Origin of the sequence: Marinobacter sp. UBA5687 (genome assembly GCF_002420325.1) — a bacterium.
In the GTDB taxonomy this organism is placed as follows: Bacteria; Pseudomonadota; Gammaproteobacteria; order Pseudomonadales; family Oleiphilaceae; genus Marinobacter; species Marinobacter nauticus.
Window position 1 is genome coordinate 1 of sequence record NZ_DIHV01000010.1, and the last position, 12545, is coordinate 12545.

A 12545-nucleotide genomic window follows, 5' to 3' on the forward strand; every position below is an offset into this window, starting at 1 on the left:
CTGGAGTTCGTCGTCCGGGCCCAGCCGCTCGATCTCCTGAGTCAGTAGTTGTCTTTCATTGGCATCGATATGGCCATCGGCGCGGGCGGCCATAATCATGGCCTGGAGAATTTCCAGTCCACGACGCTCCTGGTCAGCTCCCTGCAACTGCTCAAGGGGCTGGCCCTGTTGCACCGGGGCGGGCTGTGCCTGGCCCTGATTGGTGCTCTGGTAGTTTTGATAGGCTTTCCATGCCAGTACGCCGACACCGGCCAGGGCGCCATACTTCAGTGCCTTGCCGCCCATTTTGCGGCCACGCTTGGAGCCCAGCATCAATCCCAGTGCTCCGCCACCCAACAGGCTTTTTACATCAATGCCACTGCCGCCTTTACCTCCGGACAGTTGGCTGCCAAGGTTGCCCATCATCTGGTTTACGTCCATTCCACCCTGGCTGCCCTGGCGGGACTGACCGCCCTGGGCCTGGTTCATGATCTGGTTCAGCACTGACATTACATTCATTGTCTGGCTCCTTTTCCGCCTGGTTGCCGTTGGCTTTGATTTTGATTCTAGCCTCAGTAAACCCTATCCGGCATGAACGCCAGATGAACAGATTGTCTGGATAACGACGGCAAAGTTCCTTTTGGCATCATCTTTTTTGGTAAGGTTGTGTCAAAACAGGGTGCGTATTTGCAACGTCATCCTATAATCATGGTTAGCGAAATTAACCCATTCACCGGGACAAATGGACTGACTACTTGGCGGCTCTGAAAAGCAATATCTGGACGCTGTATTTTCTGATCGTAATCGTCGGCGTTGCGCTTTTAGGGGTGTCTCTCCAGCAGCGCTGGCGGGAGACCCTGTCTGATGAAACTGCGCATCAATTGTCCAGAGCTGAGCTCATATCCCAATCCGTTCACAGTCTGTTCCGGACTCAGGAGCTGGTGCTTGATGTCGTGGGGCGCGAACTCCTCGACAGTGGCGAACCGCTGGAAGAGCGGAGGGAAATGCCTTTATTGGACAATATCCTTTCGGTTAACCCGGCCCTCGTAGGTTTTGGCCTGGCTCGCCCGGACGGCACGCTGGTTCGTATCAGCACCAATATGGACACCAGCCGCCTGCCCAATCTCCTGGAGAACCCCAGTACCGCAGAAGGTTTCAGGCAAGCCCTTGAGTCGGATGTGATGGTGGTAGGGCGTACTTATTATATGGATGCGCTCGGTGCCTGGTTGATCCCGATACGAAAGGCCTTGCGAGCGGACGATGGTTCTGTGGTTGCAGTAATGACGGCCGGACTGAAGATCGGTGCCGAAGGTTCAGTTCTTGGGCAGGATCTGCACGATGGTCCCGAGGACAGTGTCATCCTGTTTCGGGAGGCAGACAAATACGTCCAGTTTATGTCGCGAGAGGGCGCAACGCCTGAGCGATATTCTGCCTCGCAGGTCAACGAGGAGCGTTTGAGCGCACAGCGGCGTGATTTCGAGGAGGGAACCGGAAAGACCATGGCCGATATCATGGCCAGTCCGGAGGCGGTTTCTTTTCATATGACCCGCGACCAGCGAGATTATCTGACAGCCGCCACCTTCGACGCTCGGTATCAGATCTGGACAGTGTCCGAGACGCGTTTTGCCCCTCTTTACCGCGATTTTATGGGTACCCTCGTACCCTACGTGATTGGCTTTGTACTGGGTGCCTGGTTGCTCTACCTGTTGTTCCGGGTTATTGATCGTGCCGAGGGAGAGCGTCGGGAAGAGTTGCTGTACCGGGCTCGACATGACGATCTCACCGGCCTGTTAAACCGCGCCGGGCTCCTGGATCGATTGGAAGGCAGGCTTTCTCAGGCGAGGCCGTTCAGTCTGGTGGTGATCAACATTGATAACTTCAGTGGCATCAATGACCGCTTTGGGCTGGAGTACGGGGATCACACCCTGGTGGAATTTGGGCGAAGACTTGAGCGGTTGGCGGAACGACACGACGATCTGGCGAGGCTCGGGAGCGATGAATTCGCCATCGTTACCCCCAATACCAACATCCCCTCGTTGACCGATGCCTGCCGGGCACTGGTAGAAGATCTGGCCCAAATCTTCGAAGTGGGCCGGCTTCGTCTGCAGGTGGGCGCGAGTGTCGGGGTGGCCCGGTACCCCGAAGACGGAGACTCCCTCAGCAAGCTGATTCGTAGTGCCCACCTGGCGTTGTATGAGGCCAAACAAAGCCGGAATGCCGTCTGCGTCTACAAGGCAGAAATGGAAACCGCTTATCTACGGCGGCTGAACGTGGAACAGAGGCTGCGCTATGGCCTGGCCTCTCATGCTCTCTATATGGTGTACCAACCGCAGGTGAACGATGCAGGCGAAACCATTGGTCTGGAGGCTTTGGTGCGCTGGCAGGATGAAGAGTTGGGATTCGTTTCGCCGGCAGAATTCGTGGATGTGGCCGAGAAAAGCGGCCTGATGATTCCTCTGGGTAACTTCGTGCTGGACACCAGCCTGAGGGAATTCCGGCAATTGATAGACAAGGTGAAACAGCCGCTGGATCTGGCCATCAACATCTCGGTGATTCAGTTCTGCCAGCCAGGCTTCGTGGATACAGTATTGAACGCCTTGAAAACCCACGATGTCTCGCCGTCCTCTCTGGTTCTGGAGATTACCGAAACGCTGTTCATGGGCAATTTCGATCAGGTGCTGCAAACTATCTGCGACCTGAGAAGCCACGGTATACGCCTGGCCATGGATGATTTCGGAACCGGCTATTCTTCCCTCAGCCTGCTGCGCCAGTTACCTCTGGATGAGCTTAAAATCGACAAAAGCTTTGTGGACGGTATTGTTGAAGATGAAAAAGCCGCCAATATGGTGCGCAGCATCGTCGCCATTGCCCGCAGCCACAACATGAGTCTGATCGCTGAGGGTGTAGAAGAGCAGGCTCAGGCCCAGGCCTTGATCAAAATGGGCTGCCTGCGCTTCCAGGGTTACTATTTCAGCCGGCCGGTGCCTATGGCAGACGTTCGTCAGGTGCTCACTGACACGGCAAACACGGACAATATCCCTGCGACCATTCGTCGCTCCTGATGGCTTTGAAGTGGTCGGAGCCGGCCGCTACAGTAGTGATATTTGTCAGAAAACAAGGAACGCCGAATGAAACAACCCCTGATTGCTCTGGCATTGGGCGCAGCCCTGTTCGCCCCGGCCGCATTTGCCGCCGATCACGCACACGGTAACGACCACCAGAGCCATCCGATACAGATCAATCAGCCCTGGAGTCGGCCAACACCGCCGGGTACGCCCATGGGTGTGGGCTATATGGCGATCACCAACCACAGTGAACAGGCCATCACCCTGGTGGGCGCAGAAACCCCTAGAGCCGGCAACGTTTCGATTCACGAAACTTCCATGCATGAGGGTGTCATGCGTATGCAGCCGGTAGATGGTGGTCTTCTGATACCCGCCGGCAAAACCGTGGAGTTAAAACCTCACAGTTATCACCTGATGCTTGAAAGGCTGCCTGAGCCCCTAGTTGAGGGCGAGAAAGTTCCGGTAAGACTGGATTTTGATGGTGCCGAAGACCTGAATATTGAACTGATGGTGCGCCCCCTTGACGGTGCCCCGGCGATGAACGACCACGCCGGCATGAAGCACTAACCACTATTCTTCTCAGCGAAATCCGGTAACGCTCAACGCTTTACGCAGACAAACAGTGCGTTTCCGGATTCGCCATCCCAGGGCAAGATGCGTTCGTAGTCGTGCTCGAAGATGGTCACGTCAAACCAGGGCTGCAACAGGGTGGCCAGCTCCCGAAAGCTCAGTGCTACCATGGGGTGCTCATCCTGCCAGGATTCACTGATGCCGTTGGTGGTGCGATCAATGCTCAGCCGGAGCGACTGCCGTTCACCACCGCCAACGTAATGCCAGCCAGACCGAAAGGTAAACTCACTGCCATCGTGCCGGGCGGAGTGACAGACATACAGATTGTTGTTGATTCGGGTCTTGTCTACGGCATTGAAACAGAACAATCCGTTGGCTGATAACGCCCGGTAGGCGCTTTCGATACAGCCCTGGAGCTTCTCGATACCATCGCTGTAATGAATGGAGTACAGGAAGCAGGTAATCAGATCAAATGGATTATCAAACCTGAATTCGCACATATCCTGAACACTGAAGACGGCTTCCGGGCAACGCTGTTGGGCTACATCCAGCATGGGCTGATTAATATCCAGCCCTTCGCACTGGTAACCAAGGTTCAGGAAATGCCGGATGTGCGGCCCGGTACCACAGGCCAGATCCAGATGACGCTTGCCGCCATTGCCGAATAGCTGATGTAACCGCTGTACCCCAAGACTCTGGGCAGGGTAATCGATATCGGCACACATCAGATCGTAGTAGCCCGACAAGTCGGTATATAAGGCATTGATGGACAAGGGAAAGCCTCTGCAGGGTCAACTGGATCACCTCTGGCGAACAGCAGCTGCAGACGGGCCTGGCGCAGCGGGCGGGCGTTTTGAGGGTGGCGTATGGTAGCGAAAAGATGCGGGAGCGGGTAGCCACCCTCGTAGATGTACTACACCGGCTTGTCTGAGTGCCCCAGTGAGTGCTCCGGGGCAATCTGATCCCGCACCAGCTGTTTCAGTTGCTTGATATCGGGGAAGCCCCCTTGCTCCTTGCGGGACCAGATTCGGGTATCGTTTACCCAGACTTCAAAGATGCCGCCGGAGCCGGGTTTCAATGTGAGCTCGTCGACCATGCCGTCGAAGGTGGTCAGCAGTTCCTGCGCCATCCAGGCGGATCTCAGCATCCAGTTACAGCCAGTGCAGTAATGGAGAGTAATGCGCGTTGCCATACGGTAATGCTTCCTGCATGAAGAAATCGATCAGCCATGCTATCAAATGAAGGGGACAGTTTCTTTCTCCAGAGGGAATGATATGGCGTATTGGCTGGTGGATAGCCCTGGTTCCGGTGATGGCTGCCGGGATGCGGATTTCTGGTTGCCGCATCTGCGCGAGCAGGGAATCGAGAACGTAACCGAATGCAGGCTGGATGAGGCTGAACAGTGGCTGCGCCTGGTGACTGGCAACGACGTATTGTTGGCCGCGGGTGGGGATGGCACTGTGAACGGTGTGGCCGGACTTTGCCTGCGCACCGGCGCGACTCTCGCGGTTCTTCCCTCGGGAACCGCTAATGATTTTGCTCGCAACCTGGGTATTCCGTCTGAACCGGCAGAGGTGGCCCGTCTGGTGGCGGACGGTAGCACCGAGATGATTGATGTGGCGGAGTTTGATGACCGCATCTATCTCAACGTGGCCCACATTGGCCTGGGCACCCTACCTTCGCGCCAGGCCAGTTCGCCTACTAAAAAGTTCCTTGGACAATTCAGCTACGTTGCCACGCTTTTCCGGCAGCTGGGCGCCCAGCGGGGGTTTCACGCACGTATCCGCACGGATCGCTCCACCCTGGATGGCCGCTGGCTATCCATTGCAGTTGCCACGGGTGCCTATTTCGGCGGCGGCCACGAAATACCGGAGGCTTCCGCCAATGACGGCTTGCTGGATGTGATTGCCGTTAAACCACGCCCATTGCCGCAGCTGTTACTTGCATTTCTGATGGTACGCCTGAATCGCAAGACGCCGCGCCGAACCAGTACCGTCATCCAGATCAAGGGCAAGTGGTGCCACGTAGAAACCACCCGCGCCAAGACGGTAACGGTGGATGGCGACGTGGCCGGCAAAACCCCGTTTAGGGCGACCTGCCGGCCAGGGGCCATTCGGGTGATTGGCAAGCAGGTAGTTCACACGGGGGATCAGACGGCCAATGCTTACCGTTGAACGCCGGCTTTGCGGGCCCTGGCCGCGTGCAGCTTCTTGTAGCTCTCGATCATCTTCAGGTGCCGGTCCAGACCTCGCAGGTCCATGCCGGTTTCTTCCAGGCCAAAGAAGCGCACCGACCCCTCAATAGACCCGACCACCGCATCCATCACCGGGTCGCCAAACATACGGCGGAAGTTGTAGAGGTAATCATCCAGCTCCAGTTCGTCGTTCAGCGTGGCTTCCAGGGCCGCGTTCATAGCCTGGTAGAACAGGCCGCGCTCAACGGTGTTGTCATTGAATTGCAGGAACATCTCCACCAGCTCCTGGGCCTCTTCAAGCTCGCCCAGTGCCAGGTAGATCAGCAGTTTCAGTTCCAGAATGGTGAGCTGGCCCCATACGGTGTTTTCATCGAATTCGATGCCGGTGAGGGTGACGATGGTCATGTATACATCCAGCTCGGCCTCTTCCAGGCGCTGTACCAGATCGGCCAGTTCTTCTTCACTCAAACGGTGCAGGTTGAGGATGTCTTCGCGGAATTCCAGGGCCATGTTGGTGTTGTCCCACACCAGGTCTTCCACCGGATACACCTCGGAATAGCCCGGCACCAGGATTCGACAGACCGGAGCGCCGAGGTCTTCGAACACCGCCATGTAGCATTCCTTGCCCATGTCCGCGAGGATGCCGAACAGGGTGTCGGCTTCTTCTTCGTTGCTGCCTGAGAAATCCCATTCCACAAAATCGTAGTCGGATTTTGCGCTGAAGAAGCGCCAGGACACCACGCCGCTGGAATCGATAAAGTGTTCAACGTAGTTATTGGGCTCGGTCACCGCCATGGAGTTGAAGGTGGGCGCCGGCAGGTCGTTCAGACCTTCAAAGCTGCGACCCTGCAGCAGCTCGGTCAGACTGCGTTCCAGGGCAACGTGGAAGCTGGGGTGTGCACCGAAGGAAGCAAACACACCGCCGGTTTTGGGGTTCATCAGGGTGACGCACATCACCGGAAACTGACCGCCCAGGGAGGCATCTTTCACCAGTACCGGAAAGCCCTGCTCTTCCAGGGCCTTGATACCTTCGACAATCTCCGGGTACTTGGCCAACACGCTCTCGGGAACATCCGGCAGGGCGATTTCGTTCTCAATGATCTCTTTCTTGACTGCCCGTTCGAAGATTTCTGACAGGCACTGTACCTGCGCTTCCTGCAGGGTATTACCGGCGCTCATGCCGTTGCTCAGGTACAGGTTCTCGATCAGGTTGGAGGGGAAGTAAACTGTCTCTCCGTCTGACTGACGCACATACGGAATGCTGCAGATACCACGCTCGGGCGTGCCCGAGTTGGTGTCGAACAGGTGCGTGCCCAGCAGTTCGCCGTCCGGATTGAAAATCTTCAGGCAGTAGTCATCCAGAATGCCGTCCGGCAACTCGCCTTCCGGGCCTGGCTGGAACCATTTTTCGTTCGGGTAGTGCACGAACTCGCTGTTGGCGATGTCCTGGCCGAAGTACTGGTCGTTGTAGAAGAAGTTGCAGTTCAGCCGCTCTATAAACTCACCCAGGGCCGAACACAGGGCGGCTTCCTTGGTGGCACCCTTGCCGTTGGTGAAGCACATGTGGGCCGCGGTGTCGCGCACGTGCAGAGACCACACGTGGGGAACAATGTTGCGCCAGGAGGCAATCTCGATCTTCATGCCCAGATCTGAGAGGATGCCGGTCATGTTGGCAATGGTCTGCTCCAGGGGCAGATCCTTGCCCTCAATATAGGTGTTGCCGTCGCCGCCGGGGGCGGCGGTGAGCAGGGCCTGAGCGTCTTCGTCCAGGTTTTCCACCACTTCAATCTGGAAATCCGGGCCGGTTTGCACCACTTTTTTAACGGTGCAACGGTCGATGGAGCGGATGATGCCCTGGCGGTCCTTGTCCGAAATGTCTTCCGGCAGTTCCACCTGAATCTTGAAAATCTGCTTGTAGCGGTTTTCCGGGTCTACAATGTTGTTCTGCGACAGGCGGATGTTATCTGTGGGAATATCCCGGGCGTTGCAGTAAACCTTTACAAAGTAAGCCGCGCACATGGCAGATGAGGCCAGGAAGTAGTCAAACGGGCCGGGCGCCGAGCCATCGCCTTTGTAGCGGACGGGCTGGTCTGAGACGACGGTAAAATCGTCAAACTTGGCCTCAAGCCTCAGGTTGTCGAGATAATTGACTTTGATTTCCATGGGCAGCTTACCGGATTCAGAAATATGAGCAGTTTACGCGGAATAGACGAGGTAATCCCCGATGCGCGGGATGGTCTCACAAAAACGGAACGGACGATACTTTACGTCCTGAGTGAGACCCAGAAGGAGTTAGGCGGGCGTAATGTGCCTACCGTGATGCTCTATGGCCGGGTACTGGAATACGTGAATATCAGCGAGGAAGAGCTGCATCTTTACCTGGATCGTCTCGGCGTCAAGGGAAACGGCCTAGGCGGCTGATCATCAAGGCTCGCAGGCACGCATGTGCTCCGGGTCGATCCGGTAAAAACGGCACAGGGCAGCGTAGACGTCAGGTTGTTCACGTTTCAAGTGCTGCGGTTGTTGGTAGAAGGCCTCGGTCAGCACCGCGAAAAACTCGGCCGGCTCGGTGGCGCCGTAGGGATCGAGCCAGGGTTTGTGGTGGTGTTCCAGCCGATGCTGCAGGTGGTCCCAGGCTTCGGTCATGGTTTCCTGCCAGCGTGCAGCGTCATCGCCACTCAGTGGTGGCGCACCGTCCGCAGTGCCATCCAGGTAGTCCAGCTGATGGGCGAATTCATGGAGAATCACATTGTGCGGGCCATGAGGATTGGCGATGGCTTGTTCACACTGGCTCCAGGCCAGAATTACCCGGCCGTGGGACCAGGCCTCTCCGGCCCGGGTTTCGTCACTGGCGCTGACCACCAGGCCATCGCTTTCGGTGTCCTTTACCCGGTAGATGTCGGGATAGACCAGGATGCTTTTGACGTCATCGTATTCGTAAAATCCGCGTTCAAGCAGTAAAAGGCAAGCATGGCCGGCAATGGTCACTCGCACCCGGTCATCGATTTCAAAACCGGCACATTCGTAGAATTCCTTCTCCGAGATAAAGAGCTGAACCAAATTCTCCAGTCGGGTTTTGTGGCTGTCGGAGAGCCGATTATAGAGCGGCACGTTATCCTGAAGGTGGTGCCTCCAGGACACAGGGAAGGGCTGTTGCAGTTCGCGCCGCCGTCGCCAGTTGCGGTAGAAGAACAAATAAAACAGTGAGCCACCAATCAGGGCGATGGCGACGATGGCAAAAACAAGCGGTGCGGACATTGGTGACTTCCCTGTGAATGTCCGGCCAGTCTACCGCAAGGCTCAGCGAACCACGAAGATCCATAGGAGTGAGGAGGATGCGATGAAGTATATTTTCGAGGTCACGGTGAAAGACGGGCACTCTGCTGAGGAGTATGCCGATGCCTGGGTCCGGGCCAGTGAGCTGATTCAGCAGGCGCCCGGTGCCCGTGGTACCGAACTACACCGAAAGATTGGTGAGCCGAACAAGTTGATCGCTATCGCCAGCTGGGACAGCAAGGCCGACCGCGATGCCATGGATGCCCGGAAGGACCCGAGGATCGCGGAGATCATTAAAAGCGCTGCTCCGTTTGTGGAGATTCGGCCTTTGGGTGAATTTGAAGACCCTGAATGGGTGGTACTGCCGCCAGGCCAGAATAGCGACTGATTAGCTGTGATCACCTTTGTGTAGCTGGAAGTCTTTCTCCAGACGGTAGGTGTCAAAATCCCGGGCCAGGAAAAGGTGGCCCTTGTAATGCTGCAACGCCTCGGCGGCAAGCTGATTGATGTGCGGTGTGCCACCCGGGGCCGATTGGTAGCGGGAGCTGAAGTGGGTGAGTACCAGATTGGGCAGCTTCGTTGCCTGTGCGAACCGGGCCACCTGCTGCGCCGAGCTGTGTTGGGGCCAGGGGCCAACCCGGTCTGCGACATCCTGGGTGTAGGTGGCCTCGTGAATCAAGACGTGGGTGCCTTGGCAGGCATTTTTCAGCAGTTCCGGGGTGTCGTTGTCACCGCCGACAATGATTTTTCGCGCGGTTCTGGGAATGTGAGTGTAATCGTCGCTACGCAGCAGGCGCCCATCATCCAGTAGAACATCTTTGCCTTTCTGCAGGTCGCCCCATTGAGGGCCAGGCTCTATGCCATCAGCAACCAGTTTCTCCTTTTGCAGCTGACGTTCCAGATTGCGCTCTGTGAATACGTAGGCCCGGCAAGGTACCCGGTGTGAAAGCGCCACGTTGGTAACGCCCAAATGGTCATCCTGCCAGTAAAAATCCGGAGCTTCCGAGTTGGTGAAGTTCAACGGATAACTCAGGCTGGAGTCACTGTTTTCGATGACCGCATCGATAAACCGGCGTACCTGTGGCGGCGCAATGATGTCCAGAGGCTCGGTGCGACCCAGCATGGACGCGCTGGTAAGTAAGCCCGGTAGCCCGAAGATATGGTCACCATGGATGTGGGTGATGAAAATGGCGCGCAACTGCATCACCGAATACCGTGTGCGCATCAGCTGGTGCTGGGTGCCTTCACCGCAGTCCACCAGATACCAGGGTTTGGGCCCCGACAGGCAAAGCGCCAGGCCGGTGACGTTGCGTGACCGGGTTGGTGTTCCGGCCGATGTGCCAAGGAAAGTGAATTCCATCGTGCCTCGTTTCGCGGTAATGTGCACCCTAATAATACGAAACCATGCTCTCAGATGATACGGGATCCATCATGTCTGAACTCGCCAACTACGAAAGTTTCAATATTGAAGTAAAAGACCACATCGCCCATGTTCAGTTCAGTCGCCCCGAGGCGCTGAATACCATGAACAAGGCATTCTGGCTGGAATTGCCGCGCTGCGTTCAGGATATTGAAGCCAATACCGATGCCCGGGTGATTGTGATCTCCTCGACTGGGAAGCACTTTTCCGCAGGCATGGATCTGGGCGTGTTCTCGGATCCGAAATCCGTGCCCATGAGTGGTGATCCTGGCCGTATGGCGGAGAACCTGCGAAGAGTCGTACTGCAGCTGCAGGATACTCTGAGCTCTCTTGAGAAAGTACGTCTGCCGGTGCTGGCTGCGGTGCACGGGGGCTGTATTGGTGGGGCTCTGGACCTGGTATGCGCTGCTGACAGCCGGTATTGCACCTCCGATGCCTATTTCACCATCAAGGAAACCGAGCTGGGCATGACAGCTGATGTGGGCACGCTGCAGCGGCTGCCTAAACTGATGCCTGAGGGCGTGGTGCGTGAGCTGGCTTACACGGGCCGCAAGTTCGGTGCTGAAGAAGCTCATCGCCTGGGTTTCGTGAACTCGGTATACGAGACTCAGGAAGCGATGCTTGAGGGCGTGATGTCCATTGCCGCCCAGATCGCTGCCAATTCACCGCTGGCGGTGACCGGCTGCAAGGAAATGATCAACTTCAGCCGCGATCACAGCGTAGAAGACAGCCTCCGCTACATGGCCACATGGCAGTCTGGCATGTTCCGCCCCACGGACATGATGAAATCCTTCCAGGCCAAGGCCCAGAAGCAGGCGCCCGCCTACGACGATCTGTTCCCGGTCAAGGGCTTGTTCGAAAACTGAGTTATGGCCCAAGGTCGCGCCACTATATCCACTACCGCCGCCCTGTTGTTTCAGGGCGGTATTGGTTTGGTAGGCTGGCTCGCGATCTGGCTGTTCGATATTCCGTTAATGCTGAATGGCCTGAATCTGCCGGAAATCCTGCTGTACGGAATCCTGGGCGCTGGCACCACCTACCTTGTGCTATTGCTGCTGACTCAACTCTCCTGGCTGTTCCCTGATGATCTTGGTTCGCAAATGCAGGCCCTTTACCGTTTCGCGGCGAGTTATCGCTGGCCGGTATTGCTGACCTTGTGCCTGCTCGCCGGGGTGGGGGAAGAACTGTTGTTTCGTGGTGCCGTGCAGGGCTGGCTACTGCAGCATACCGGGCCCTGGACAGCCTTGCTGGCGGCCTCTGTGTTGTTCGGGTTGGTGCACTACGTGTCGTTTACCTATTTTCTGGTGGCAACGGGTCTTGGACTGATTCTTGGTGGTGCCTACCAGTTCTGGGGCAGCCTGCCCATGGTGATGGTCTGGCATGCGGTTTATGACATGCTCGCACTGTACTGCCTGCTGAACTATCCCCAGTGGTTCGGCGTGAAACCTTGATGCTTCCAGTCTAAATAATTCAAACGGTCGTATGAATTTTCGTTGAAAATGCAGTGTGGCTGTAAGAAGATAGCCAGCTACGCAGTTTTCAGGCTGATTCTCAACCGTTTGGATGTTCCTATGAATTCAACCATTCGCCGCTGGTTTGCCAGTGCCGGCGCTCTGCGCCGAGTGCTCTCTACTTTCGCCCCTTATCTGGGGGCGGGTATTAAAGTCACTCACATTGTTGATGACTTCAGCTCTGCAACGGTGGAAATGCGTCAGCACTGGTACAACACCAACTACGTGGGCACGCACTTCGGCGGATCTCTCTACAGCATGGTTGACCCAATGTATATGCTGTTGCTGATGCGCCGACTGGGCAACGATTACATCGTGTGGGACAAGTCCGCGAGTATTGATTTTATCCGCCCCGGCAAGGGCGTGGTAAAGGCCCGCTTCGAGCTGACCGATGCGCGTCTTGATGAAATACGCGAAGCCACCGCCGATGGCGACAAGTACCTGCCGGAGTGGTATGTCGACGTTGTGGATGAGGCAGGAACGGTCGTTGCCCGAGTCCATAAGGTGCTGTACGTCAGGCGAAAGCCGGC

The 12545-nt window shown here is 56.5% G+C and carries 14 protein-coding genes; 8 read left to right on the forward strand and 6 right to left on the reverse strand.

Annotation, left to right across the window (positions count from 1 at the left end; genetic code table 11):
• A partial coding sequence (locus tag B3Y70_RS00745) for a tellurite resistance TerB family protein (protein ID WP_288589069.1) occupies nt 1-498 on the reverse strand: 498 nt, incomplete at its 3' end.
• A 236-nt stretch (nt 499-734) separates the two neighbouring features.
• Between B3Y70_RS00745 and B3Y70_RS00750 the strand changes: the two genes are divergently transcribed.
• Both B3Y70_RS00750 and B3Y70_RS00755 read left to right on the forward strand, forming a co-directional pair.
• Nucleotides 735-3041 carry a putative bifunctional diguanylate cyclase/phosphodiesterase gene (locus B3Y70_RS00750; RefSeq protein ID WP_273030282.1) on the forward strand — a complete coding sequence of 769 codons (2307 nt, stop codon included), beginning with the start codon at nt 735-737 and terminating at the stop codon, nt 3039-3041.
• A 66-nt stretch (nt 3042-3107) separates the two neighbouring features.
• Entirely contained in the window at nt 3108-3611 is a 504-nt protein-coding gene (locus B3Y70_RS00755; RefSeq protein WP_011785651.1) for a copper chaperone PCu(A)C, read from the forward strand.
• Nucleotides 3612-3643: 32 nt separating this feature from the next.
• Here the strand turns inward: B3Y70_RS00755 and B3Y70_RS00760 are convergent, their stop codons facing one another.
• Nucleotides 3644-4387, reverse strand: a complete 744-nt coding sequence (locus B3Y70_RS00760) for a class I SAM-dependent DNA methyltransferase (protein WP_153741250.1) — start codon at nt 4385-4387, stop codon at nt 3644-3646.
• A gap of 140 nt (nt 4388-4527) precedes the next feature.
• On the reverse strand, nt 4528-4806 hold the full coding sequence (locus B3Y70_RS00765; protein WP_014420825.1) for a SelT/SelW/SelH family protein: 279 nt from the start codon (nt 4804-4806) through the stop codon (nt 4528-4530).
• A gap of 82 nt (nt 4807-4888) precedes the next feature.
• Between B3Y70_RS00765 and B3Y70_RS00770 the strand changes: the two genes are divergently transcribed.
• A complete protein-coding gene (locus tag B3Y70_RS00770) occupies nt 4889-5788 on the forward strand; it encodes a diacylglycerol/lipid kinase family protein (protein ID WP_286894193.1) in 900 nt (299 codons plus the stop codon).
• On the opposite strand, the gene B3Y70_RS00775 is transcribed toward B3Y70_RS00770, so the two are convergent.
• The gene (locus B3Y70_RS00775; protein ID WP_286894195.1) at nt 5779-7971 is read right to left on the reverse strand and encodes an OsmC domain/YcaO domain-containing protein; all 2193 of its coding nucleotides are present in this window, start codon (nt 7969-7971) and stop codon (nt 5779-5781) included. The two genes, B3Y70_RS00770 and B3Y70_RS00775, sit on opposite strands and share 10 nt — an antisense overlap.
• A gap of 24 nt (nt 7972-7995) precedes the next feature.
• Between B3Y70_RS00775 and B3Y70_RS00780 the strand changes: the two genes are divergently transcribed.
• Entirely contained in the window at nt 7996-8229 is a 234-nt protein-coding gene (locus tag B3Y70_RS00780) for a hypothetical protein (protein ID WP_219194215.1), read from the forward strand.
• 3 nt (nt 8230-8232) lie between these two features.
• Here the strand turns inward: B3Y70_RS00780 and B3Y70_RS00785 are convergent, their stop codons facing one another.
• Complete coding sequence (locus B3Y70_RS00785; protein WP_278349965.1) at nt 8233-9066, reverse strand: zinc-dependent peptidase; 834 nt, start codon at nt 9064-9066, stop codon at nt 8233-8235.
• Nucleotides 9067-9148: 82 nt separating this feature from the next.
• Here B3Y70_RS00785 and B3Y70_RS00790 point away from each other — a divergent pair, with 82 nt between their 5' ends.
• The gene (locus tag B3Y70_RS00790) at nt 9149-9472 is read left to right on the forward strand and encodes an antibiotic biosynthesis monooxygenase family protein (RefSeq protein ID WP_022992939.1); all 324 of its coding nucleotides are present in this window, start codon (nt 9149-9151) and stop codon (nt 9470-9472) included.
• On the opposite strand, the gene B3Y70_RS00795 is transcribed toward B3Y70_RS00790, so the two are convergent.
• Entirely contained in the window at nt 9473-10444 is a 972-nt protein-coding gene (locus B3Y70_RS00795; protein WP_273030276.1) for a ribonuclease Z, read from the reverse strand. It abuts the gene before it with no gap.
• A 71-nt stretch (nt 10445-10515) separates the two neighbouring features.
• Here B3Y70_RS00795 and B3Y70_RS00800 point away from each other — a divergent pair, with 71 nt between their 5' ends.
• The 3 genes from B3Y70_RS00800 to B3Y70_RS00810 all read left to right on the forward strand — a co-directional run.
• Complete coding sequence (locus tag B3Y70_RS00800) at nt 10516-11370, forward strand: crotonase/enoyl-CoA hydratase family protein (protein ID WP_011785638.1); 855 nt, start codon at nt 10516-10518, stop codon at nt 11368-11370.
• Nucleotides 11371-11373: 3 nt separating this feature from the next.
• Nucleotides 11374-11955 carry a CPBP family intramembrane glutamic endopeptidase gene (locus B3Y70_RS00805; protein ID WP_273030272.1) on the forward strand — a complete coding sequence of 194 codons (582 nt, stop codon included), beginning with the start codon at nt 11374-11376 and terminating at the stop codon, nt 11953-11955.
• Nucleotides 11956-12075: 120 nt separating this feature from the next.
• Nucleotides 12076-12545 (forward strand): DUF4442 domain-containing protein (locus tag B3Y70_RS00810; RefSeq protein WP_288589072.1); only part of this gene is annotated, 470 nt, incomplete at its 3' end.

What these genes read in the sequence shown, in the direction of transcription:
- B3Y70_RS00755 (WP_011785651.1), top strand. Translation starts at nt 3,108, where the DNA reads ATGAAACAACCCCTGATTGCTCTGGCATTGGGCGCAGCCCTGTTCGCC.
- B3Y70_RS00765 (WP_014420825.1), bottom strand. Translation starts at nt 4,806, where the DNA reads ATGGCAACGCGCATTACTCTCCATTACTGCACTGGCTGTAACTGGATG.
- B3Y70_RS00770 (WP_286894193.1), top strand. Translation starts at nt 4,889, where the DNA reads ATGGCGTATTGGCTGGTGGATAGCCCTGGTTCCGGTGATGGCTGCCGG.
- B3Y70_RS00775 (WP_286894195.1), bottom strand. Translation starts at nt 7,971, where the DNA reads ATGGAAATCAAAGTCAATTATCTCGACAACCTGAGGCTTGAGGCCAAG.
- B3Y70_RS00780 (WP_219194215.1), top strand. Translation starts at nt 7,996, where the DNA reads ATGAGCAGTTTACGCGGAATAGACGAGGTAATCCCCGATGCGCGGGAT.
- B3Y70_RS00785 (WP_278349965.1), bottom strand. Translation starts at nt 9,066, where the DNA reads ATGTCCGCACCGCTTGTTTTTGCCATCGTCGCCATCGCCCTGATTGGT.
- B3Y70_RS00790 (WP_022992939.1), top strand. Translation starts at nt 9,149, where the DNA reads ATGAAGTATATTTTCGAGGTCACGGTGAAAGACGGGCACTCTGCTGAG.
- B3Y70_RS00795 (WP_273030276.1), bottom strand. Translation starts at nt 10,444, where the DNA reads ATGGAATTCACTTTCCTTGGCACATCGGCCGGAACACCAACCCGGTCA.
- B3Y70_RS00800 (WP_011785638.1), top strand. Translation starts at nt 10,516, where the DNA reads ATGTCTGAACTCGCCAACTACGAAAGTTTCAATATTGAAGTAAAAGAC.
- B3Y70_RS00805 (WP_273030272.1), top strand. Translation starts at nt 11,374, where the DNA reads ATGGCCCAAGGTCGCGCCACTATATCCACTACCGCCGCCCTGTTGTTT.